General features: G+C 60.7%; 25 protein-coding genes and 1 pseudogene. 10 read left to right on the forward strand and 16 right to left on the reverse strand.

All coding sequences use genetic code 11. The features are described from left to right. The 4 genes from DYI37_RS20490 to DYI37_RS20465 form a co-directional block, all read right to left on the reverse strand. Nucleotides 1-84 (reverse strand): transposase (locus tag DYI37_RS20490; protein ID WP_342634951.1); only part of this gene is annotated, 84 nt, incomplete at its 3' end. 180 nt (nt 85-264) lie between these two features. Continuing rightward, nucleotides 265-834, reverse strand: a complete 570-nt coding sequence (locus DYI37_RS19315; protein WP_116684914.1) for a type 1 glutamine amidotransferase domain-containing protein — start codon at nt 832-834, stop codon at nt 265-267. Between the two features lie 337 nt (nt 835-1,171). Then, nucleotides 1,172-1,672 carry a formate/nitrite transporter family protein gene (locus DYI37_RS20460; RefSeq protein WP_199520221.1) on the reverse strand — a complete coding sequence of 167 codons (501 nt, stop codon included), beginning with the start codon at nt 1,670-1,672 and terminating at the stop codon, nt 1,172-1,174. A gap of 28 nt (nt 1,673-1,700) precedes the next feature. Then, nucleotides 1,701-2,156 (reverse strand): formate/nitrite transporter family protein, encoded by a 456-nt coding sequence (locus tag DYI37_RS20465; RefSeq protein WP_199520222.1) that lies wholly within the window; start codon nt 2,154-2,156, stop codon nt 1,701-1,703. A 225-nt stretch (nt 2,157-2,381) separates the two neighbouring features. On the opposite strand from DYI37_RS20465, the pseudogene DYI37_RS19325 reads away from it, so the two are divergent. Next, nucleotides 2,382-3,442 (forward strand): annotated as a pseudogene (locus DYI37_RS19325) (IS630 family transposase). Nucleotides 3,443-4,190: 748 nt separating this feature from the next. Here DYI37_RS19325 and DYI37_RS19335 read toward each other — a convergent pair. Together DYI37_RS19335 and DYI37_RS19340 are read right to left on the reverse strand one after the other, a co-directional pair. Beyond that, complete coding sequence (locus DYI37_RS19335; RefSeq protein ID WP_158555235.1) at nt 4,191-4,571, reverse strand: type II toxin-antitoxin system VapC family toxin; 381 nt, start codon at nt 4,569-4,571, stop codon at nt 4,191-4,193. A gap of 8 nt (nt 4,572-4,579) precedes the next feature. After that, nucleotides 4,580-4,879, reverse strand: a complete 300-nt coding sequence (locus DYI37_RS19340; protein WP_158555236.1) for an AbrB/MazE/SpoVT family DNA-binding domain-containing protein — start codon at nt 4,877-4,879, stop codon at nt 4,580-4,582. A gap of 374 nt (nt 4,880-5,253) precedes the next feature. Between DYI37_RS19340 and DYI37_RS19345 the strand changes: the two genes are divergently transcribed. Both DYI37_RS19345 and DYI37_RS20615 read left to right on the forward strand, forming a co-directional pair. After that, the gene (locus DYI37_RS19345) at nt 5,254-5,883 is read left to right on the forward strand and encodes a recombinase family protein (RefSeq protein ID WP_116684918.1); all 630 of its coding nucleotides are present in this window, start codon (nt 5,254-5,256) and stop codon (nt 5,881-5,883) included. Nucleotides 5,884-6,060: 177 nt separating this feature from the next. Next, nucleotides 6,061-6,306 carry a hypothetical protein gene (locus DYI37_RS20615; RefSeq protein ID WP_425365064.1) on the forward strand — a complete coding sequence of 82 codons (246 nt, stop codon included), beginning with the start codon at nt 6,061-6,063 and terminating at the stop codon, nt 6,304-6,306. 165 nt (nt 6,307-6,471) lie between these two features. Here DYI37_RS20615 and DYI37_RS19355 read toward each other — a convergent pair whose 3' ends face one another. Genes DYI37_RS19355 through DYI37_RS19365 form a run of 3 tightly spaced genes read right to left on the reverse strand, consistent with a single transcriptional unit; the run spans nt 6,472 to nt 9,142 of the window. Further along, on the reverse strand, nt 6,472-7,299 hold the full coding sequence (locus DYI37_RS19355) for an ABC transporter permease (RefSeq protein ID WP_116684919.1): 828 nt from the start codon (nt 7,297-7,299) through the stop codon (nt 6,472-6,474). Next, nucleotides 7,299-8,132: an ABC transporter ATP-binding protein gene (locus tag DYI37_RS19360; RefSeq protein WP_116684920.1), complete on the reverse strand. Its 834-nt coding sequence runs from the start codon at nt 8,130-8,132 to the stop codon at nt 7,299-7,301. The genes DYI37_RS19355 and DYI37_RS19360 overlap by 1 nt, the downstream gene beginning before the upstream one ends. Then, nucleotides 8,132-9,142 (reverse strand): ABC transporter substrate-binding protein, encoded by a 1,011-nt coding sequence (locus DYI37_RS19365; RefSeq protein WP_116684931.1) that lies wholly within the window; start codon nt 9,140-9,142, stop codon nt 8,132-8,134. The genes DYI37_RS19360 and DYI37_RS19365 overlap by 1 nt, the downstream gene beginning before the upstream one ends. Nucleotides 9,143-9,317: 175 nt before the next feature. On the opposite strand from DYI37_RS19365, the gene ssuD reads away from it, so the two are divergent. From ssuD to DYI37_RS19390, 5 genes are all read left to right on the forward strand, one after another. After that, complete coding sequence (ssuD, locus tag DYI37_RS19370; RefSeq protein WP_116684932.1) at nt 9,318-10,493, forward strand: FMNH2-dependent alkanesulfonate monooxygenase; 1,176 nt, start codon at nt 9,318-9,320, stop codon at nt 10,491-10,493. Nucleotides 10,494-10,816: 323 nt separating this feature from the next. Beyond that, a complete protein-coding gene (locus DYI37_RS19375) occupies nt 10,817-11,275 on the forward strand; it encodes an RrF2 family transcriptional regulator (protein ID WP_116684921.1) in 459 nt (152 codons plus the stop codon). A 28-nt stretch (nt 11,276-11,303) separates the two neighbouring features. Next, entirely contained in the window at nt 11,304-12,665 is a 1,362-nt protein-coding gene (locus tag DYI37_RS19380; protein WP_116684922.1) for an FAD/NAD(P)-binding protein, read from the forward strand. A gap of 126 nt (nt 12,666-12,791) precedes the next feature. Beyond that, entirely contained in the window at nt 12,792-13,427 is a 636-nt protein-coding gene (locus tag DYI37_RS19385) for an alpha/beta hydrolase (protein WP_116684923.1), read from the forward strand. After that, the gene (locus DYI37_RS19390) at nt 13,402-13,986 is read left to right on the forward strand and encodes a flavin reductase family protein (RefSeq protein WP_245414014.1); all 585 of its coding nucleotides are present in this window, start codon (nt 13,402-13,404) and stop codon (nt 13,984-13,986) included. Before DYI37_RS19385 ends, DYI37_RS19390 begins: the two co-directional genes overlap by 26 nt. Nucleotides 13,987-14,136: 150 nt before the next feature. Here the strand turns inward: DYI37_RS19390 and DYI37_RS19395 are convergent, their stop codons facing one another. The 7 genes from DYI37_RS19395 to DYI37_RS19425 all read right to left on the reverse strand — a co-directional run bounded on the left by DYI37_RS19395 (nt 14,137) and on the right by DYI37_RS19425 (nt 21,218). Next, nucleotides 14,137-15,879, reverse strand: coding sequence for an SLC13 family permease (locus DYI37_RS19395; protein ID WP_158555237.1), 1,743 nt, complete (start codon nt 15,877-15,879; stop codon nt 14,137-14,139). A gap of 319 nt (nt 15,880-16,198) precedes the next feature. Beyond that, a complete protein-coding gene (locus tag DYI37_RS19400) occupies nt 16,199-16,543 on the reverse strand; it encodes a hypothetical protein (RefSeq protein WP_147307964.1) in 345 nt (114 codons plus the stop codon). Nucleotides 16,544-16,655: 112 nt separating this feature from the next. Then, nucleotides 16,656-17,786, reverse strand: a complete 1,131-nt coding sequence (locus tag DYI37_RS19405; protein ID WP_116684927.1) for a sulfate/molybdate ABC transporter ATP-binding protein — start codon at nt 17,784-17,786, stop codon at nt 16,656-16,658. Between the two features lie 26 nt (nt 17,787-17,812). After that, nucleotides 17,813-18,706, reverse strand: coding sequence for a sulfate ABC transporter permease subunit CysW (cysW, locus tag DYI37_RS19410; protein ID WP_116684928.1), 894 nt, complete (start codon nt 18,704-18,706; stop codon nt 17,813-17,815). After that, nucleotides 18,696-19,490, reverse strand: a complete 795-nt coding sequence (cysT, locus tag DYI37_RS19415) for a sulfate ABC transporter permease subunit CysT (RefSeq protein ID WP_245414015.1) — start codon at nt 19,488-19,490, stop codon at nt 18,696-18,698. The genes cysW and cysT overlap by 11 nt, the downstream gene beginning before the upstream one ends. A gap of 68 nt (nt 19,491-19,558) precedes the next feature. Further along, complete coding sequence (locus tag DYI37_RS19420) at nt 19,559-20,569, reverse strand: sulfate ABC transporter substrate-binding protein (RefSeq protein WP_116684930.1); 1,011 nt, start codon at nt 20,567-20,569, stop codon at nt 19,559-19,561. A 178-nt stretch (nt 20,570-20,747) separates the two neighbouring features. Next, the gene (locus DYI37_RS19425) at nt 20,748-21,218 is read right to left on the reverse strand and encodes an RrF2 family transcriptional regulator (RefSeq protein WP_116684933.1); all 471 of its coding nucleotides are present in this window, start codon (nt 21,216-21,218) and stop codon (nt 20,748-20,750) included. Between the two features lie 300 nt (nt 21,219-21,518). Here DYI37_RS19425 and DYI37_RS20620 point away from each other — a divergent pair, with 300 nt between their 5' ends. Together DYI37_RS20620 and DYI37_RS20495 are read left to right on the forward strand one after the other, a co-directional pair. After that, entirely contained in the window at nt 21,519-21,698 is a 180-nt protein-coding gene (locus DYI37_RS20620; protein WP_116684934.1) for a transposase, read from the forward strand. Nucleotides 21,699-21,797: 99 nt separating this feature from the next. Continuing rightward, a partial coding sequence (locus DYI37_RS20495) for a transposase (protein ID WP_342634951.1) occupies nt 21,798-21,881 on the forward strand: 84 nt, incomplete at its 3' end.

Genomic DNA, 21,881 nt, shown 5'->3' on the forward strand with positions numbered 1-21,881 from the left:
GGCGAGATCGGCACCCTTCGCCCCAGCCTCCTGCTCCTTCAAAACGCCGATGATCTGTTCTTCAGAAAAACGCTTTCGCTTCATGCCGTCCGTCCTCATTGGGAACGGACTCTAATCCAACCTGGAGAAAAAACTCAGTGGCAGGTCAATAGAAGTAGACCCGATAAGGCATAAGCCCCATTATCGAATGGCCGTGATGGGGGACTGGCAGACGAAAAAGAGTCGGCCACTTTAGGACTGGCTCTTCCTGCAATATACGTCGTGTCAGGCGCTTCTTGCCTGATCGGCGTGCTTTCCTTCCTCGAACTCCTCGACGATCTTGGCGCAGAAAGCCGGGAGATCGTCGGGATTGCGGCTGGTGACGAGACCTTGGTCGGTAACGACCTCCTCGTCCGTCCAGGTGCCGCCCGCGTTCTCGATGTCGGTTTTTAGCGTCGGGAACGACGTAACGTGACGACCGTTCAGGACCTTCGCCTCGACGAGAAGCCACGGACCATGACAGATGACGCCGACCGGCTTTGCCTGTTCGAAGAAGTCACGGACGAAGGCGACCGCCATCTCGTTGCCGCGCAGATTGTCCGCGCCGATGCAGCCGCCGGGAACGACTAGTCCGTCGAAATCTTCCGCCTTCACGTCCGCGAAGCTCTTATCGACTTGATACGTCTCGCCCGGATCGAGGTCGTTGTTGACGGTCTTCGCCTCGCTGCGTTCCGTGCTGATCACGGTGACCGTTCCCCCGGCATCCTCCACCGCCTTTTTCGGCTGGACGAATTCAGGATCTTCCGTTCCGCGTTGGGCGATCAGGATCGCGATGTTCTTTCCTTTGAGGCTCATGGGGTGGCGCTCCTTGTTCGGTTTTCGTGAGATCTCACTTCCTAACACCGCGAGAACGAAGCTGGTTGCACCACAGGCGCTACTGTTTGCGGTCGAGCCTTCGGGCTTTTACGGGGCCCTACGCGGAACCATGGCCGATCCGGCATCGCTCGGATGACAAATGTCTCTTCCGCCGCCGGTCGCATCTCCTGATAGACCGGCCCATTGCCGCCCCCGAGGCGGGACCCATTCGATGTTCTGGTTCAGGTCCCAAGACGAATACGGGTGGGAGGCAGCCATCTGTAAAACCGTTGGCCAATGGCAGCCTAGCGGAACTCTTAGGGCTTTCGCCGCCGGTTCACCTGCCCGAAGCAGCCGGGTCACTGCTCTCGGAGGGTGTCTCCATCGACCTCACCGGTGGATTGCTCGGTGTACGGTGTACGGTGTACGGTGTATGCGGACGCGGCGTTCCGAAAGGCCGCCCTCCCTTCGAGCTGAACAACGTGTCCCGCCAGCTCAGCACGCGGACCTCCGGATAGCGTTGCTGGTCGGATTGCACATACCCGACCAGAGAGAAAGCGACCACGCCGCCCATGGTGTTGCCCAGACCGACCGGAAGCAGAAATCCCCAGACAGCGGCGCTGAGATCGATCCCACTGCGGAAGTAGACGAAGAACACTTCGCAGCTCGAAGAGATGATATGGTAAAGGCCCGTCGCATGAATGGTGAAGAAGACGAAGTAGATGATCAGCACGCGTGAGATCGTGTCCCTCGCCGCGACGCTGAGCCAGACGAGACCCGCAACGAGCCAGCCGGCGAAAAAGGCCTTGAAGAACACCGACCACCAGCCCGTCGCCAAGCTGTGCTCCACCAAGGCCGCCGCTGCGTCACCCCCGGCCCCCGGAAACGACCGCGGCCTCGGACAGGATATAGGCGCCGATCATGGCGCCGAGTATGTTGGATGCCAGCACAATCGCCCACAGCCTGAGGAGCAGCGGCAGACTCGCCAACCTGGTCAGCACCAGCTTGACGGGGGACAGCGTGTTCTCTGTATAGAGCTGGTACCGCCCCAAAACGATATAGAGAAAGCCGATCGGGTAGAGCAGCGCAGCCAGGAACGGATTGTTCGGGAAGGCTGCCAATCCCGCGGTAAGGCCAAGAAATGTCAAGGTTATCGCGAAACCCGCGGTCAGGCCGCTGAAGATGAGTACTCGGGTTCTTTCCGCGATTTCCTCGTCGGCGCTCGCCAATAGGCGCTGGTGGATTTCCTCCCATGAGAACCGGTCGCCTGTCGCCCACCCGGCGGCAGGCGCACCCGATGCTGCGCTGTCGCGCTCACGCACCTTGATCGGTCGTTTTTCAGATCGTGCGTGAGACGGGTGGTCGGAGTGTCGCGAATTTGTCATAACCCTACAGTATCAGCCTGCTCCAACGGTTCCATCCCTGCTGACTGCCCAAAAGGAGCGGTTTCGGTCGCTCTAATACCAACTCTCTGATTGCCTGACTCGTATGGGATTCCCGTCGTGGCGTAGATGTGATTCAAGTTGGCGAACTGGAGGACATTCGCCATGGTCCCACCGATTTCGCTTCGCCCTGATTTCGACGCTGCTGGCCTTCGCCGGTCGGCTCGGCAATCGCGGGACGCGTCCCAGACCCGTCGCCTTCTTGCTTTAGCTGCGATCTACGAAGGTGGCTCGCGAAGCGATGCGGCCAGGATCGGTGGCGTGACGGTCCAGATCGTGCGGGACTGGGTGGTGCGCTTCAACGCCGAGGGTCCGGACGGTCTCTTGGACCGTAAGTCGCCTGGCGCTCCCTCGCGGCTGGGACCGGATGAGCGCAAAGCCCTTCTCGATAAGATCGAGGCGGGTCCGATCCCGGGAGTGGACGGCGTGGTGCGTTGGCGCCTTGTGGATCTGGCTCAATGGGTGTTCGAGGAATTCCGGATATCCGTCAGCGTCCAGACGCTGTCGCGCGAACTTCGGACCCTGGGCTACCGCAAAATCTCGGCTCGCCTGAGCCATCACGCCCAGAACGAGTTCGAACTCGACGCTTTTAAAAAGCTTTCCCCGCCGCGCTGGCAGAGATCGCGGCGAACGAGGCTGCTGGCAAGTCGGTAGAGGTCTGATTACAGGACGAAATGCGGGTGGGTCAGAAGAACCCGATCACCCGGCGATGGGCAAAGCGGGGAACGCAGCCTTCGGCGCCCAAGGACCAACGTACCGCTTCGGCCTACCTGTTTGGGGCGATTTGTCCAAGGCTCGGCAAGGGTGCCGCCCTTGCCATGCCCCGCTGTGACACCCACGCCATGGCCTGGCATCTGGGCGAGATCTCCCGCAACCTCGCGCCCGGCGCTCATGCCGTCGTCCTGCTCGACCAGGCCGGATGGCACACGACGCCGAAGCTGGCGGTTCCTGAAAACATCACCTTCATGCCGCTGCCGCCCAAAGCGCCCGAACTGAACCCCGTCGAGAACTTGCGGCAGTTCATGCGCGACAACTGGCTGTCGAACCGGATCTTCCGATCCTAAGACGACATCCTCGACCACGCCTGCCACGCATGGCGAAAGATCGAGGCTCAGCCCTGGCGCATCATGTCCATCGGACTGCGCCAGTGGGCTCACCGGTTCTGAACAGAGAGAATTGGTATAAAGGGGACGCTAACAACTAAGCGAAAATCGATTCTGCGCATGTCCGGCAGGGAAGCCTGCGATTTCGGGCAATCTGAAATAGAATTAGCAATTCTGTTTCAGATGATGCCTGCTTTTAGCGAGAGCAAATCTGCTGGTTCGAGCGATCTTTCAGAGGAACCCTCGCGATCCGACCGTTAGGCGCCATTCCCTGATATACGGCGCAGTTATTAGAGTCGTATTCGATCCTAGCGTTCGAATAGCCCAAACGTCGGTCGATTTGTTGAAATGCCGTCACTTCAGCGCTCGGTAGCATATCGTTGCTGAGATTTCCCGAGGACTGTGGGTTCACTAGCATGTCGTTGCCGTAGCTCTGCGATCCGCTTTGAGTCTGAACGCACCCTCCAAGCGCGAAGAGAACGACGAAAATGAACAGAAAAAGCTTCATGGGTTTCCTTCGAAAGTTTTGGTTTTGGAGCGAGTAGCCAGATAAATGCCTAATAGCGGGAACCAAATGAACGGCGCATGACGGTTTCCTTCGCTTTCGTCCTTCATCGGTTCTCGGCGCTCGTTTCTGAAACACTTTCAATGTATTCTGTTTCATCGGAAAATGTCCGCTTCGCAGTTCGTGAGTGATCGCCGTGGACGCCTCGTACGGGACGAAACCCGCATGGCTTCTTTCCGAGAATCCCGTTCAGAAGCTGCCAGTCTCCTTTCAGCCCTGAGACGCCGGTCCGTTTCTTCTGGGCTTTTAGCGGAATTGCTCAATCTTCAGTTCGAGATCGGCGGCAACCTTCGACCAAGCCTTGTCAGCGGTGACGACGGGAACGGAAAGCTTCTGGCCGAGGGCAAGGCAGGCACGATCGCCGTGGCTGAGACCGTAAGGTTTGGTCAGGTCGAACATGGCTCCAGCGCTGAACGCGAGATCGAGATGGAGTGCATGGACGACAAGTCCAAGCGAGAGGATCAGATCCTCTGCCTCATCACGGCTCGCACCGCTTTGACATAACTTCGAGACGGCTTCCTGAACCGTAAGCGTGGAGACGGCTGCACCGGCATCGATCCAGCGCTCAACTTTTGTTGCTCCTCGTTCAGCGAAAGCGTAAGCAAGGATCGCTGAGGTATCGACCACGCAGGCTATCACGAGCGATCGCCCATTTTGTCCGCGTCCGCTTCCGGTTCGATCCGTGCGATCTCCCGTTCGGCCTCGGCGCGCTTCTCAGAGAGAAACTCGTCGACGACGCTGACGCCGGGCCGGGCGTATTTTTTCGCGATCGCTTGAGCTCGTTTGCGCCGTAGTCGTGCCGTGGTCAATTTGATTTCGTCGCCCTCGGCCTCGATCAGGACCTTGTCGCCTTTGGAGAGCCCCAGCGATTTCCGCAGGTCCGAAGGTAACACGACGCGCCCGTTCTCCTGCATGGGCAATTCATACAGTTTCATGGCTCTCTCCTGATCCTGATTGTTCGCCATATAAGTGCAAGAACGAGACCTCTGATCCTTTAGCGCAGGTCGATCGAACATATCCAAATGAGTCACGCCTGGTATTCTGCCTCAACGGCTGCCAAAGGGCAAATTTGTATAGTATGGCAGCCGCCATCTGCAAAGGGTTAAATCGCTTTCATGGCCCTTGTCAGGTAGGTGAAGGTCGAAAGGTTTAATCCGGATAGGATACCCTATTCTGGGGCAGTTCAGAACTGACCGGTTTCGAACACCCGCGCCGCGATCTGTTCGAAACATAGCCTTTCCATAATTCGAGCATGTTCATATCCCGCAAGACCGTTTATGCTCCAGTCAGGCCCACCGAACCGGATCCCATGTCCCGCATCTTCGCCTATGTCCGCGTCTCGACGCTCGAGCAGACCACCGAGAACCAGCTCGGCGAGATCCGCGCGGCGGGGTTCGACCTTCAGGCGCGGCGCGTCGTCTCCGAGACGGTGTCGGGCTCGCACACCGCGATGGAGCGGCCGGGCTTTGCCAAGCTGGTCGATCGGCTGGAGGCGGGCGACGTCCTCGTCGTCACCAAGCTCGACCGGCTCGGCCGCAATGCCATGGACGTGCGCCGGACGGTGGATCATCTGGCCGAGCAGGGCATCCGGGTGCACTGTCTGGCGCTGGGCGGTGTCGATCTGACGAGTGCGGCGGGCCGCATGACCATGGGCGTCATCAACGCGGTTGCCGAGTTCGAGCGTGATCTCCTGATCGAGCGCACCCATGCCGGGCTGAAGCGGGCGCGGGAGGAGGGCAAGCCGATCGGCCGCCCGCCGCTTCTGTCGGACGGAAAGAAGCGCGAGGTTCTGGCGAAGCTCGACGGCGGCCAGTCGATCGCAAGGCTCGCGCGCGACTATGGCGTGAGCCGCATCACCATCGCCCGCATTCGCGACGCGCGCGCCAAGCTGGAAGGTGCCGATACGGCAAAGGAGGATGCCGATGCCGATCCGGCCTGAGCATCGCCATTTCTATCCGATCGACTGGCGCGAGCTTTCCCGCGAGATCCGCTTCGTGCGCGCCAAGGGCGCTGCGAGCGCTGCGGCCGCCCGCATGGCCGAACCGTCACCCATCTCGGCGACGGGCGCTGGTTCGACGAGGATCGCGGCCGCTGGCGCGACGGGCGCGGGCGCCTCGTGCGCGAGCGCCTGCCCGAGCCTGCGGGCTTTGCCGACCCGAACCTCCTGGCGACGACCACCGTCCACCTCGCCTGCGCCCATCTCGACCAGGACACGGCGAACAACGAGGCCGCCAATCTCGCCGCCCTCTGCCAGCGCTGCCATCTGGGCCACGACCGCCCTTGGAACATGAAGAAGCGGAGGATCACCGTCCTCCTGCGCCGCGCACTGGGTCATCTGTTTACCAGACCCTACAACCGGTAGGGCAGCCTAAGCGAATCCGCCGTTTCCAAGTGATTGGATTCCAAGGCGGTCTAATCCGTGACGTCTTGTTTCGGTTCTCCACATTACCGCTGAGCTCCCTCAATTAACTGCCTTTTATCATCCTCGGTATTGCTCGAAGACGGTAGCAGAGCCGATGATCGGCTGTTACCGCTGCATACCCCACTTGCGTACCGTAATATTCTCGATCGTCCGGAAAACGACGCCTTCGACGAAAAGGCCGATGATGATAACAAGCGCGAGGCCTGCGAAGACTTTGTCTGTGAAGAGTTCGTTTCTGTTTCTGAAGATGTACCAACCAAGGCCGCCTTCGCCCGATGAGGCTCCAAAGACGAGTTCGGCGGCTATCAGTGTGCGCCAAGCGAAGGCCCAGCCAATTTTTAGACCATAAAGGATCGAAGGAAGCGCGGCCGGAATCAGGATGTGGACGATATAAGCGGGCCCTTTCAGGCCGTAGTTCCGACCGATGAGGCGCTGGGTCTCCGGGACGCCGTCGAACCCTCCAAGGGCGGCGAGCGCGAAGGGCCAGAGGACCGCGTGGACAAGGACGAAGAGTAGGCTGGCCTCGCCAAGCCCGAACCAGAGCATGGCGAGCGGCAGGATCGCGATCGCCGGAAGCGGCATGAACATCGAGACGACCGTGTGCAGAGTCTCTCGGGCGAACCCATTGGCGACCGCAATTGAAACCAGCGTGAGCGCGATGACAACGGCGAGTGCGTAGCCCTTCAGGAGCACCGCCAGCGAAGTCCAGGAAGCCGACAGGAGCCCCTCATTGAGGATGCCGTCGGCAAGCGCGGTCATGGTGGCGGTGAAGCTCGGAATGAGGATCGGCTTATCGGTCCACAGCGCCGCTGCCTGCCAGATGCCGGCAAGAAGGGCGAGGATAAGGATCTTGCGCAGGAGCCTGCCACCCCAGCCAGGCAGCCGGAACGGCGGGACGATGCGAACGGGCGTGCTTCGGGCGATGTCGGACATCAGGCGGGTTCCTTCTTGTGACTATCTTCTCGATCCTGGTGCCTCTGCCTCTCATCGAAAAGAAGGCCGTTGACCTCGCTCACCACGGAGTCGAACCGGTCGCCGCTGGCATTGCCGAGACGGAACTCGGCCGTGTCGAAGGTCGTGATGGTGCGTCCCGGATGGGCCGACAGGAGATGCAGCTTCGTGCCCACGAGGATCGCCTCCTCGATCGAATGAGTGACGAAGAGGAGCGTGAAACCTTCTTCCTCCGCGAGCGCGAGGAGATCCTCCTGCAACCTGCGGCGCGTCAGCGCGTCGAGGGCGGCGAAGGGTTCGTCCATTAGAAGGATGTCTGTGTTGGTCACCAGCGCGCGGGCGATAGCCGCGCGCTGCTTCATGCCACCTGAGAGCGTGTGCGGAAAGACGTCGATCGCCCGTTCCAGCCCAACTTTACGAAGCGCTTCGGCTGCACGATCTCGCGCCTCGGCACGGGAGACACCCTCGGCGACACGCAAAGGAAAGGCGACGTTCTCGCGCACGGTCTTCCAGGGCAGCAGCTGGTCGAACTCCTGGAAGATGACAATGCGATCGGGGCCGGCGCCCCTTGCGGGCCTCCCCCTCACGAAGATGTTTCCCTCGGTCGGAGCGATGAAGCCTGCCAGCATCTTGAGGATCGAGGATTTCCCGCAGCCGGACCGGCCGAGCAGCACGAGTCGCTCTCCCTCGCAGGCGGTGAAGCTGACATCGTCGACGGCGCGCAGCGACCCGTTCGACGTTCTGTAGTCGAGTGTCAGGTTACGCGCCTCGAAGGCTGGCCGAGCCGGCGTAAAATCGTCCGTTCGGGCGAGCATCAGTTCCCCTCCTCGTTGTGCAGTTCCTCGAAGGTGAATTCCTTCCAGTCGGCCGCCTTCGTCCGGATCGCACCGATGCGGTAGAGGAAGTCGGCGAACTGATAGGACCCGGCCGGAACCAGCGTGTACTGGGTGCCCGGTGCCTCGATCAGGGACTGGACGAAAGCCGGCTCGAGGCTTGAATTCGTCACACGGACATATGTTTCTGCGGCTTCCGCCGGATGCTCACCGATCCAGGCAGACGCCTCCTGGAAGGCTTCGAAGAAGGCCTGGAACAGTTTCGGGTTCTCGTCGTGAAAGTCAGTCGACGCGTAGACATAGGTGGGCGTCACCGGCCCGCCGAGGACGTCGTAGGATGAGAAGATGCGATGGACGCGCGGACTCTCGAGCGCCCGTTCCTGGAATGGAGAGTTGGACAGGTGGGCGGCAATCTCTGTCGAGCCCGAAAGAAGCGCGGCGGTCGCGTCCGGATGGGGCAGCGAGACGGTATTGTTGTCGAGACGGCCGTGTTCGCCTTCGCCGAACGCCTTCTCGGACGCCATCTGCAAGATGCGCGCCTGAACCGAGACGCCGACGGCAGGAAGCGCGATCCGGTCCTCTGGACCAAAGTCCTCCAGACTTTGAATATCCGGACGCGAGGACACGAGATAGTTCGGCTGGTTGGCAAGGCCGCCAATAACCTTCACCTCGCCGCCCGTGCGATCCCAGAGCGTCAGAAACGGCCCAATGCCTGCGGCCGCGATATCGATGTTGCCCGAGAGAAGCGCGTCGTTGACCGCAGCGCCGCCCGAGAGCTGCGCCCATTCCACATTGACGTCCCCAATACCGGCTTCCGCCGCATGCCTTTGAATAAGCTTCTGGTCCCGGATGACGTGCAGCGGAAGATAGATCGTTCCAAATTGCTCGACGATGCGGATCATCTCGGCGGCGGAGACACGTTCGGTCATCGGGCAGGTCACGACGATTGCGAGGGCCACAGTGCCGGTAAGAGTCTTCAGGAATGCGGTCATGTCGTTCTCCTCTGCGCGGGCGACCGTCGCCCGTGTCCGAAAGGGGTATTCGGCCATTCGCAACGCTACGAGGGAAATTCTATCAAATCTATTGTTTTAATAGATATATCGTTGCTTTAGTCTGCTTGTCAGTCGCCCTACTCCTGATCTACTCGCTAACAGGAGTGAAATGACGATGACCGAGGTGATCCGTGACAAACTCAAGGTTCTTTGGTCTCTGCCGACCCATGGCGATGGCCGCTATCTCGGATCGACCGAAGGTGGTCGCGCCGCCGACATAGACTACCTCGGGCAGGTCGCCCGCGCGGCCGATCAGCTCGGCTATTACGGCGTGCTTCTGCCAACGGGCCGTTCCTGCGAAGATTCGTGGGTCGTTGCGTCCGCGCTGGTGCCGCAGACGAAGAGGCTCCGCTTTCTGGTTGCGATCCGGCCCGGTCTTCTCTCACCGAGCCTCGCCGCACGCATGACCGCGACTCTCGACCGCGTCTCCGGCGGGCGCCTCCTCATCAATGTCGTGACCGGCGGCGATCCGGTGGAGAATGCCGGCGACGGCATCTTCCTGCCCCATGATGAGCGCTACGCGGTGACGCGCGAATTCCTCGAAATCTACAAGGCCGAGCTTGCCGGCGAGACCGTGAACTACGAGGGCAAGCATCTTCGGGTGAAGGACGGGCAGCTGATGTTCCGTCCCTACCAGCGCCCCCATCCGCCCCTCTATTTCGGCGGTTCGTCGGACGCCGGCATCGAGGTTGCGGCCAGCACGATCGACAAGTATCTGACCTGGGGCGAGCCACCGGCTGCCGTCGCCGAGAAGGTGAAGCGGGTGCGCGAGGCGGCAGCACGAGTGGGGCGCAAGGTCTCTTTCGGCATCAGGCTGCACATGGTTGTGCGCGAAACCAACGCGAAGGCATGGTCGGCCGCCGTGGATCTCATCTCAAGGCTCGACGATGAGACGATCGCAAAAGCCCAAGCGCAGCTGTCACGGCAGGATTCCATCGGCCAGAGCCGCATGCGCAACCTTCACAAGGGTGATCGGACCAAACTCGAGATCAGCCCTAATCTCTGGGCTGGCGTTGGGCTTGTGCGCGGCGGGGCTGGTACGGCTCTGGTCGGCGATGCGGATACGGTCATAGAGCGGATCGACGAGTATCGCCGGGCAGGCATCGATACCTTCATCCTGTCCGGCTATCCCCATTTGGAAGAAGCTTATTCCTTTGGCGAACGTGTTCTGCCGCGACTGCCGCTCGACCATAACGCTCCTGCGGACGAAGCTCCAGCCGACCTGAAGCTCGTAGGAGAGGCGATCGCGAACACCGCACTGCCTGAACCGCGCATGGCGAGCGCGTCATGATCGGCCGTTTCGCAAAGCTTCGCCCAAACCTCCCGATGTTGCGCGATGCCTGTCTGACGGCTGCCAGTGTTTTCGCCATCCTTTCCCTCTTGACCGGTCTCGGCCCATTCGCGCCAGAGACTGCGGTGCGAGCCGGTGGCAATCACGAAGCTTCGGCGATGACGATCGTGAGAGCGTCCCCATGACGGTTTATACAACCCGAACGGAACTCGAAAGCCGCTGGCAATTTTCTGCTTGGTCTGGCAATCGTTCGGCGAACCGACTAGGTCGGGCTCGGATCGCGCGATCCCAAGCCTGTCGAACAATTCTGGAAAATCCTGTCGATGCTCACGATGAAGGGAAAGTACGGTCTCAAGGCCATGCTTCACCTTGCCAGGATGCCCGAGGGCCAGCGCGCCTTATCGGAGGAGATCGCGACAGCGCACGGCATCTCCAAGAAGTTCCTGGACACGATTCTTGGCGAGTTGCGTACCGCAGGCACGATCCATGCCCGCAAGGGACGGGGTGGCGGCTATGCCCTGTCGCGATCGGCGGACGAGATCCGCGTTGGTCATATTCTGAGGGTGCTCGACGGACCACTTGCGCCAATTCCGTGTGCCAGCCGCACCGCTTATCGGCGCTGCGACGACTGCACCGACGAGCGGACCTGCGCTGTGCGCCGCCTGATGCTGGAGGTTCGCAACGCGATTTCGGCCGTCCTCGACGAAAAGACGCTTGCGGAAGTCGCCGACTTCGCGAACACCGACGAGATCGATTTCCGGGAGCTGGTGGCCAACCTCTAGCCGATCGGCTCGCCTGCGGGGCTTTGCAATGAGCCCGCGGCGCATTCTCGTCATCGGCGGCGGCGCGAGCGGCGTGATCCTCGCCGCTCACCTCCTGCGCGAGGGTGACCCGGACCTGAAGCTCGCGTTCATCGAGCGCGACACGACGATAGGTGCCGGCGTCGCCTATGGGACCCACGAACGGGACCACCTCCTCAACACCCGCGTTGGCTCGATGAGTGCTTTCGCCGACGACCCCGACCACTTCTGGCACTGGCTCACCGCAAGCGGTCGGGCCGAGGATGTCGGATGCAGCACGCCGTTCTGCTTCGTTCAGCGCCGGGTTTATCGCGAATATCTGGCAAGCGTTGTGTCGCAGTGGACCGAAGGTATCGGAGACGGACGCCTGAAGGTGATCACCTCGGAATGCGTCGACCTTGCCGCCTTCGACGGTGGCGTCTCTGCCACGCTGGCCGACGGTCATTCCGTGATCGCGGACCTCGCGGTTCTTACGACCGGTCATGCGGTGCCGCGAACCGAACCTGGATCTCTTTATTCGAGCCCCTGGCTCAGCCGCGAGGAACTCGCCATCGAGCCGGAAGCAAGCGTCGCCATCGTCGGCACCGGGCTTTCGATGATCGACAATGTGGCGCTGCTGCGAACGCAGGGCCATCGCGGTTCCATCATAGCGATCTCCCGGCGCGGGCTGCTGCCCCGGGTTCACAAGCAGGCACGGCCGTTCAAGCTCGATGCGGCCGATGTGCCCTTCGGCACGAGTCTCACTTTTCTCCTGCGCTGGCTGCGACGGACCATTCGCTGGGTCGAGGCAGAAGGCGGCGACTGGCGTGATGTGGTCGATGCGCTTCGGCCGCATACGCAGGGCTTATGGCAGGCCCTGCCGGAGTCTGCGAAACGCCGCTTTCTTCGCCACGGTCGGACCATCTGGGAAGTCCATCGTCATCGCGTAGCGCCACAAGCCGATCGAAGCCTCAGGCAAGCACTCGACGAGGGTCAACTCACGATCCTGCCCGGCCGTATCGGAGACGTCGTGTTGGAGGACGGTCGGATCGCGATCTCGCTTCGAAGGCGCGGTGGTGAACCGGCGCGACTCACTGTCGACCACCTCATCGACTGCACCGGCATCCTGCGCGAACCGACCAGCGGTGAAACCCGTCTCGTTGAAAGAATGATCGCACGCGGAGCGGCGCGTATGGACTCGCTTGGTTTCGGCATCGATGTCGATCGGGAGTGCGCGCTTATCGGTAAAGACGGGATGGTGTCTAGGCGGCTCTACGCGGCCGGGCCGGTCACGCGCGCCCGGTTCTCGGAGGTTACGGCCATACCGGACATTCGGACACAATGTGCTGCGCTTGCGAAAACACTCATCGCGCGGACCAGCTCGCTTGTTTGAACCATCATACCGTGATGGCTTCGAACGGTCGTTGCCAATCAATATACAAAATTAGTATATTTTATTTTGCTGCCGATCAGGAGGAGCCGTAAGCTGAGCCGAACTCATCGAAGAGGAACATGCGAGATGATCGAAACACTGATCGTTCCCGGTTTGAACAGCTCGCCGGCAGGCCATTGGCAGCATCATTGGGCGGTTGAGGATCCTACTGCCGAACTGGTCGAGCAGGAGAACTGGTCGATGCCTGTTCTCGCAGACTGGCTACCAACGCTAGAGGCCCAGATCATGGCTGCCGGGCCTGGCGTCGTTCTCGTTGCACACAGCCTTGGTTGCGCTCTCGTCACGGCTCTAGCTTCGCGCCCAGCGGCATCCCATATCAGTGGTGCCCTGCTGGTTGCGCCCGCCGACATCGAACCTTTGAGCGACAGATATCCCGCTGTAGCTGCATTCCGGAATGGCGAGGATGCGAAGCTGCCCTTCGCAGCACTCGTCGTCGCGAGCCGCACCGACCCCTTCATGAGCTTTTCTCGCGCGGAGGCTGCCGCGAAATCCTGGGGCGCTGGGCTCTATGATCTCGGAGATGCTGGACACATCAACATTGCTAGCGGCCACGGTCCTTGGGCCGAAGGCCCGGCTCTCGCTGATGGTCTGCGCGGCCGCACTGCGCCTGTCGTCGGTCCAAGGCCTTTCGCGAATGGATGGTGGACCGAGGTTCGCCCCGATCTAGCGACGAGCCATGGCACCGGCCTCGGTACTTTCTGAAATACGCACGAAGGATCCACAAATGACTGTATCGTTGCCGTCCATCCCGGACTTCGATCGCCATTCCGCGCCATGGGTCGCGGACCGGCCCCGAGGCTTGCGCGTCGCGATGCGCAGTCTTGTCGGGGGCGTCTGCGTGATCACGGCGGGCATGGGTGACCAGCGAACCGGCGCCACGGTGACGTCGGCCTATTCCTTCTCTACCGATCCGGAGACGATGGCGGTGAGTATCAATCTGGGATCCTCCGTCTGGCGAGCGATCCGTCGTCATGGTCATTTCTGCGTCAACATCCTCAATGCCGACCAGAAGCCCATCGCCGAACGTTTCTCGGGTTTCGGGGGGCTGAAAGGAGTCGAGCGATACGAAGGCGCCACCTGGCATCGGATGGCCACGGGGGCCCCGGCGCTCGAGGGAGCGCTTGCCTCGATCGACTGCGAGGTCGAGGAGGCCATCGAACGGCACAGCCATGCCTTCATTCTCGGCTCGGTGCGGGCGATCCGGGAAGGTGAGGGCACCGGCCTCGCCTATGCGAACGGAAGGTACGGCCACCTCTCTTGATCGATCCGGGTCGGACCTGACGAATGCGCCGACCTGATCCTGTTGTTTCATCGACAGGCTCAGGCTCATGACCGTATGGGCTTCCGGCACCCCCGTCCCGCCATTGGCAGGATGGGAACGCTTTTCGAGAACGCTGGGATCAAGGCGGTATCATCCGCTCATCATGACCGCTGCGATCGCTGCTGCTCCCACGATGAGGGTCAGTGGCGCGCCAAACTTCAGAAAATCGGAGGAGCGATAGCCGCCGACAACCATCGCGATCGTGTTGTTGTGATGGCCGAAGGGCGTCATGAAATCGAGCGATGCCCCGACTGCTACGAGGAGGAGGAGTGGCTCGGCGGGGACGCCTGAGGATCGCGAGACTGCGATGGCGACCGGCGCGATGGCGACGGCGGCCGAGACATTATTGACGAAGGGCGTCACTAACACGATGACGGCAAGGATCACGAGGGAGACGCTGAGTAGTCCGGCAGCTCCGGTCAGGTCGAGCAGCCATGTGGCCAGAACATCGGCGGCTCCCGTCGTCTCCACAGCGCTTCCGAGCGGGATCATCGCCGCGAGCATGATGAGGATTGGCCAATTGAGATCGGCTATCGCCTGACGCAACCGCACGAAGCCGGACAGCGCGAGAAGGAGAACGGCGGCGCCGAAGGCGTTCTGCGGAGCGAGGAGTCCAAGAGCCGAGACGACGATGGCGCCGATGAAGGCAGCGAGCGTCGCCCAGCCTTCGGGTTCGGGTGGACCGAATCCACGTGGCATGATTGCAAGGCAGTCGATTTCGGTGAGCGCCGAGCGAACCGAGGCCGGTTCACCGCGGAGGAGGAGGATGTCGCCCGCACTGAGGGCGATGTCGGACAGCCGACCCTCAATGCGTGGAGTCTGCGGAGCGATTGCGACGAAATCGACGGTATGGCGTTCGAACGCGGCGATATTGCCTGTCGCCGTTCCAATGACGATGCTTTGCGGTAGCACCACCGCCTCGATCCAGCCCAGCTCGCCGCTGATCGAGCGCCGGCCCGCCACCTCCACGTCGCCCTTGCGGTTCATCTCGATGGCGGACGAGACGTCGAGGTCGGCAAGGACGATGTCGCCGGGAAGCACGTTTATCACCTGTCGACGTCCGAAGACGTGCCTGCCGTCGCGAAGGAGGGTATGAACAGTCCCTCCGATCCTGCCCTCTAGTTCAGGAAGGGTTAGGCCGGCGAACGAGGACCGCGCCGTCACGGTGAATTCCGACACGAAGCGCCGCGGCCCGACGATCTCGCCACTTGGTTGTTCGTTGCCACGTCCCCTTAGGCTCCGTCCCGCAAAAGCGAGAATTGCGGCAAGACCAATTAACGCGACAGGCGCGCCGACCTTGGCCGTTTCGAAGAAGGAGAAGGGCGCGCCGGTCGCCTGGAGATGAAAGCCGGAGACGACGAGGTTGGCGGGCGTACCGATCAGGGAACAGGTACCTCCGAGGAGAGTGGAAAAGGACAGCGGCATGATCAGGACGCCAGGGCGCACGCCGAGCCCGTAAGAGAGCGAAAAGGTGAGTGGCAGCATCAGGGCGAAGGCCCCGACATTGTTCATAAACATTGAGAGCACTGCGCCGAGACCGCAGACTGTCGCGAGCACGCCGAGTTCGGACCGGATGGCTCTGACGAGGCCGCTGGAGAACCAGTCGACGAGATGCGAGCGCGTGAGTAGCTGGACGATCATCAGGATCTCGGCAACCGTGATAACCGCAGGGTCAGAGAACCCGGAAAAGATCCGCGATTCGGGCACCAGTCCAAGGATCGTTCCAGCCGCGAGCCCAGACAGCGCTAGGAGCTCGACGCGGAACCGATCGAGCGCGAAGGCTGTCAGCAGCGTCGCCATCAGAACGATGATCGCGATCTGATCAAAGGTCACGCCGGTCGTCCTCGTCGGCACCATCATCCGACGCCGGACCCCGTCATGCGCGGCGACGCCGCCTCCTTTGTTCACTACGAGATGTCCGAGGACAAGAGCCATTTATTCACGCCCAAGTCCGGTTTCCAGCATCAGCCGGAAAAGAACCCATAGATGCTGATCAACGCCTTGAACGAGACGACGATGCCGACCAGGGCGGAGGGCGACCTGCTACGGCATTATTTGATCAGCCAACCGGCCATGGGCGCCAACGATGCCGCCGGTGATCCCCGTGTGGCCCCACCATGCGGCCAGAATTTATCAAGGTTGCAGGAACCACTTAGAAAGCAGCTGCGAGGTTGCCTTCGATCTCGCGAAGGGTTCGGCTGACGACCAACTCGGTGTTCGCGACTGACATTCCCATGCTGGAGGAGACCGCCTGACAGACCTGATCACGCTGGATCTTGGCCTCTTCCGAAAAAGGGCCGGCTCCACGCTCGGAGCGCCAGCGTGCAGCCAGCAAGTCGCAGATGAGAAGGACGTTGATTTCCGCTGCACTCGAACGGCCGTATTGCAGTGGCAAAACAGCAATCCGCAAGCGTGAGGTGGTGAGCGTTCCGCCCCTGCGCCAGAGCAGGTAGTTGCGCGGGAACGCTCCCCGTATCGTCCATCCTTCGCCGATCATGGTCTTTACCAGACCCGTAACGAGAGGATGAGTCCGCCGATCCGGCCGCCAAGCATTCGTGGACAGGATAAGAAGGAGCCACGGTCTGAAAGGCAGGCCGGGTCCGGCGCTCTCATGAAACCATTTGCGAATAATCGGGAGGCTTTGGCTCGCTTTCATGTTTGTACGGACCTTTACCAACGACGCTTTGGCTGTTCGGCCGCTTGGCGTCAGGGAATATCTTCCAGCGCTTTGGCTTCAGTGCGATCCTGCCTTCGAATACGCGCATGTCGTCGGCTGGCAGTTCGATTTCGACTTTGCTTCTGCACCCATCGATCTCGGCCTCGACGAACCGAGAACCGGAATTGCGGCGGACCGCCGTCACGACGGCGGCGATTGTCTGCGGATCGTCCGAGACGAGGTCGAGGTCGTGCGGACGAACGAACAGGCGCGCCGGACCATCCGGAAGGCCTTCCGCGAAGACCCCGATCGAACGATTGCCAACATGGGCCTCGCCACCGGAGACGCTGATTGGGATCTCGCTGGAATCGCCGATGAAGGAAAATACAAAGGGCGTCGCAGGCGTGTCGTAGATCTCGTCGGGCGTGCCGACCTGTTCGATACGACCCTGGCTCATGACGACGACGCGGTCGGAAAGTTCGAGGGCCTCTTCCTGATCGTGAGTGACGAAAATCGTAGTATGGCCGGTGCGCTCATGCAGTTCACGCAGCCAGCGCCTCAGTTCCTTGCGCACTTTGGCGTCGAGAGCACCGAAGGGTTCGTCGAGAAGAAGGACTCGGGGCTCGATTGCGAGGGCCCTTGCGAGCGCGACGCGCTGACGCTGACCGCCAGAAAGCTGGCTCGGATAGCGATCCTCCAGTCCGGGCAATTGTACGAGATCGAGAAGATCGGAGGCGCGTCGCCGAATCTCCGCGGATGACGGCCTCTTGCTGCGATCGCGAACCTTCAGACCAAAGCCGATATTGTCTGCGACCGTCATGTGCTTGAAGAGCGCGTAGTGCTGAAAGACGAAACCCACCTGTCGATCCCGCACGCTCTTTCCGGAAGCGTCTTCCGTTCCATAGAAAATCGAGCCCGACGTCGGAAATTCGAGGCCCGCGATCAGACGCAGGAGTGTCGTCTTTCCGGAGCCCGATGGTCCGAGCAGCGCGATGAGTTCGCCCGATTGGATGTCGAGCGAGACGTCGTGGAGTGCTGGATAGCGGTCGAAAGTCTTACGCAGTTCGCGAACTGAAATGTCCATGACGGCATGTCCTGTGATTCTAGGCATCAATGGCCGCTCCGTTGGGCCTTCAGCCCATCGGCGAAGCGCCATTCGAGAAAGCTCTTGATCGATAGGGTGATGAGAGCGAGAAGCGCCAGCAGCGAGGCCACTGCAAAGGCTGCCTGGAACGAGTATTCGTTGTAGAGAATCTCCACGTGCAGTGGCATCGTGTTCGTAAGGCCGCGAATATGACCCGAAACCACTGAGACCGCGCCGAACTCGCCCATCGCTCGGGCGTTGCAGAGAAGGACGCCGTAAAGCAGTGCCCATTTCACATTGGGCAGCGTCACGTACAGAAAGGTCTGCCATCCGCTTGCACCGAGCGAAAGCGCGGCCTCTTCGTCCCCTGTCCCCTGTTCCTGCATCAGCGGGATGAGCTCGCGCGCCACGAAGGGAAAGGTGACGAAGATCGTCGCGAGAACGATGCCAGGGATCGCGAACACGATTTCGATGCCGTTTGAGATCAGCCAAGGGCCGATCAGGCTCTGCGAGCCGAACAGCAGGATGAAGACGAGACCAGACACGACCGGCGAGACCGAGAACGGCAGGTCGATCAGCGTGATCAGCAGGCTCTTCCCGGGGAAGCGGAACTTTGCAATCGCCCAAGCGGCGGCGAGGCCGAAGACGAGATTGCACGGCACCGCGATCGCGGCGACGATGAGGGTCAGCCGGATCGCGGCGACCGCGTCCGGCTCTGTGATCGCGTCGAAATAGATCCCGACGCCGCCGCGAAGCGCTTCCACGAAAACTGCGACCAGCGGCAGAAACAGAAAGAAGCCGAGAAAGGCCAGCGCGATGCCGACCAGCGTCCACTTGACGAGCGGTCGCTCACTCGTGGGCGGCGTCCAAGTTTCTGCTGGGGCTGCCGGCGCAGCGTCGAACGAGGCCTCAAGAACCATGACCGAACCTCCTGCGGCTCCATGCCTGGATGAGGTTGACGATAAGAAGCATGGTGAACGAGATTATCAGCATGACCGCCGCAACCGCCGTCGCCGCCTCGTAGTTAAATTCTTCGAGCCGGATAACGATCAGGAGCGGCGCGATCTCCGAAACGTAGGGGATGTTGCCAGCGATGAAGATGACCGAGCCGTATTCGCCAATCGCCCGGGCGAGCGCGAGCGCGTAACCCGTGAGAAGTGCAGGCAGAAGCGCCGGCAAGATCACACGAGTGAAGGTTGCGAATCGACTAGCCCCCAGCGTCGCCGCGGCTTCCTCGGTCTCGCGATCGAGATCGCGCAGAACCGGTTCGACCGTCCTCACGACGAAAGGCAGGCAAACGAAGGTGAGCGCGACGACGATGCCAATCGGCGTGTAGGCTATCTTCCAGCCGAGCGGCGCGACGAGGCTTCCAACCCAGCCATTCGGCGCATAGAGAGCGGTGAGCGCGATACCGGCGACCGCCGTCGGCAGTGCGAAGGGCAGATCGATGACGGCGTCTATAATTCTACGGCCTGGAAACTCGTAGCGCACAAGCACCCAGGCAAGCAAAAGACCGAAGACGAGATTGATCGTCGCAGCTATGAGTGCGGCCAGGAAAGTCAGCTTGAGGGCCGCCAGCGTTCGCGGGTCGGTCGCAAGCCGCCAGAAGTCCTCCAAGCCAAGTCCTGCGCTTCTGAGGACGAGCGCACCGAGCGGGATCAGGACGACAAGCGAAAGGTAGGTCAGGGTAAAGCCGAACGCCATTCCAAAACACGGAATGACGCTTGGCTGTTTGAACCGACCAAGTGTCGCGGTTACCACTTTGGAAACCCTCAGTTGCCCGGAGTATAGATCTTGTCGAAGACGCCGCCGTCCCCGAAGAAGTACGGTTGGGCTTCCTTCCACCCACCGAAATCGTCGACGGTGACGAGCTCGAGATCGGGAAAGCGTTCGAGATCGGCAGGGTCTGCGGCAGACGGGTTTGAAGGTCGGTAGAAGTGCTTGGCCGAGATCTTCTGTCCTTCGTCAGAATAAAGATAGTCGAGATATGCCTTCGCGACTTCTGTCGTGTCCTTCGTCTCGGTGTTGCCAGGGACCAGCGTCACCGGCGGCTCAGCTTTGATGGAGATCGAAGGAACGACGATCTCGAACTCATCGGGACCCAGCTCCTCGAGTGAGAGGAAGGCTTCGTTCTCCCAAGCGAGTAGGACGTCGCCGATGCCGCGCTGAACGAAGGTCGTGGTCGAGCCGCGCGCGCCGGTGTCCAGAACAGGAACGTGGCGGTAGAAATCGCCGACGAACTCACGGACTTTCTCCTCGTCGCCGCCGAAAGCCTTTTCACCGTAAGCCCAGGCTGCAAGGAAATTCCAACGGGCACCGCCCGAGGTTTTCGGGTTCGGCGTGATAACCTCGACGCCTTCTCTCGTTAGATCGCCCCAGTCCTTGATCCCCTTCGGGTTGTCCTTTCGAACGAGGAAGACGATCGTCGAGGTGTAGGGCGAAGAGTTGTTGGGTAGATCCGCACGCCAGTCCTCAGGGATCTTACCGGTATTCTCGGCAATCGCGTCGATGTCCGCTTCAAGAGCGAGAGTGACAACGTCGGCGTCAAGTCCGTCGATTACCGAACGGGCCTGTTTGCCTGAGCCGCCGTGCGACATGCGGATGGTCACCGGCCCGTTGCCGAGTTCTTTCCAATGAGCCGAGAATGCGGAGTTAAATTCTTTGTATAGCTCACGGGTGGGGTCGTAGGAGACATTGAGGAGCGTCGTCTGTGCGCTCGCGCTTCCCACAAAGATGAGGGTCGCTCCAACGGCCCCTACAAGACTGCGTCGAAGAAAGGTCATCGGTAATCCTGTTTTCACACCAATTTAGTCGAGATTTCGATACTCGACTAAAACGGTGGGAATAGTCAACTGATTTCGTTCTGCGGGGTTGCGGTGTGTATGTGATCCGGACGTGAGACGTTTTCCGGTTTCGCGTCGGACAGTAGGCTACGGCCCGTGCTTCGCACTCCTGTAACTCTTAAGCGAGCTTCGCTGCGGCTGCGGCTGCGTCTGCGTCTTCGATCGTCGGTGTCAGGTCGGGCTTTGCCATCGCATCGGCGATTGTCGTATTGTCGAGCACCTGTCGCGCCGAAGTCGCGACGCGCGAGAATACCCGACGCACCTCACAGCTCGCTTCATCTTTGCAGTCCTCACAACGTTGGTAAGCGATACGTGACAGACATGGCAACGGAGCGATCGGGCCGTCGACCAGACGCAGGACTTCGCCGAAGGTGATCGAGTCTGCGGGTTTCAGAAGTTGATACCCGCCGAGCTTGCCGCGCCGGCTATGGACGATGCCGACACGCTTCATGTCGAGAAGGATCTGTTCCAGAAATTTGCGCGGAATTGTTTTAAGTTCGGCGACCTCCGCTGTCGTCATTGCTTCGCTTGGAGTGCTGGCGAGCGCTATGAGGGCACGAAGGGCATATTTTGCTTTTTGACTGATCACCTTTATGAACTCCCTTCGAAACACGATCTGATGAGTCGTAATATAAATCCCTTCTCGCCTAGCGTGAATGAGTTTCGAATAAAACGGTCGCGTCCTATCACTTGGTGTAGCTGAGCGGTATCGAGGAGTCCGCAGTAGAGTCGAGTTGTGAAGCGAAACCGGATCGCTGACTTCCCACAATAATCAAACCCATGATGGAACTACGCGCGGTTGTCGAACAGAGTGCCGACACAGACATTCTTCGCGAGTTGATCGGCTTTGCCGGTTTACAGCTGAAGAAGCTAAGGTCACCGCCGCCGCATTGCGGCCTATGGCGAGAAAAGCGCTGATCATCTTGCTCAGCGCAACGGCTATCGAGACCGCAACTGGCAGACCCAACCCAGCAATGTCGAACTACAGGTTCCGAAGCAGCGGACTGGCTCTTGTTTTTGTCGTCGGTTAAGCCGCATCGTACGGTCGCGAAGGCGCATTTCGCCGTGATCCAGAGGCGCATAAACATGGCATGCCCGCCCGCCTGACCTGCCACTGATTTTCTCCTCCAGGTTGGATTAGAGTCCGTTCCCAATGAGGACGGACGGCATGAAGCGAAAGCGTTTTTCTGAAGAACAGATCATCGGCGTTTTGAAGGAGCAGGAGGCTGGGGCGAAGGGTGCCGATCTCGCC

The organism is Fulvimarina endophytica, from assembly GCF_003403015.1.
GTDB lineage: Bacteria > Pseudomonadota > Alphaproteobacteria > Rhizobiales > Rhizobiaceae > Fulvimarina > Fulvimarina endophytica.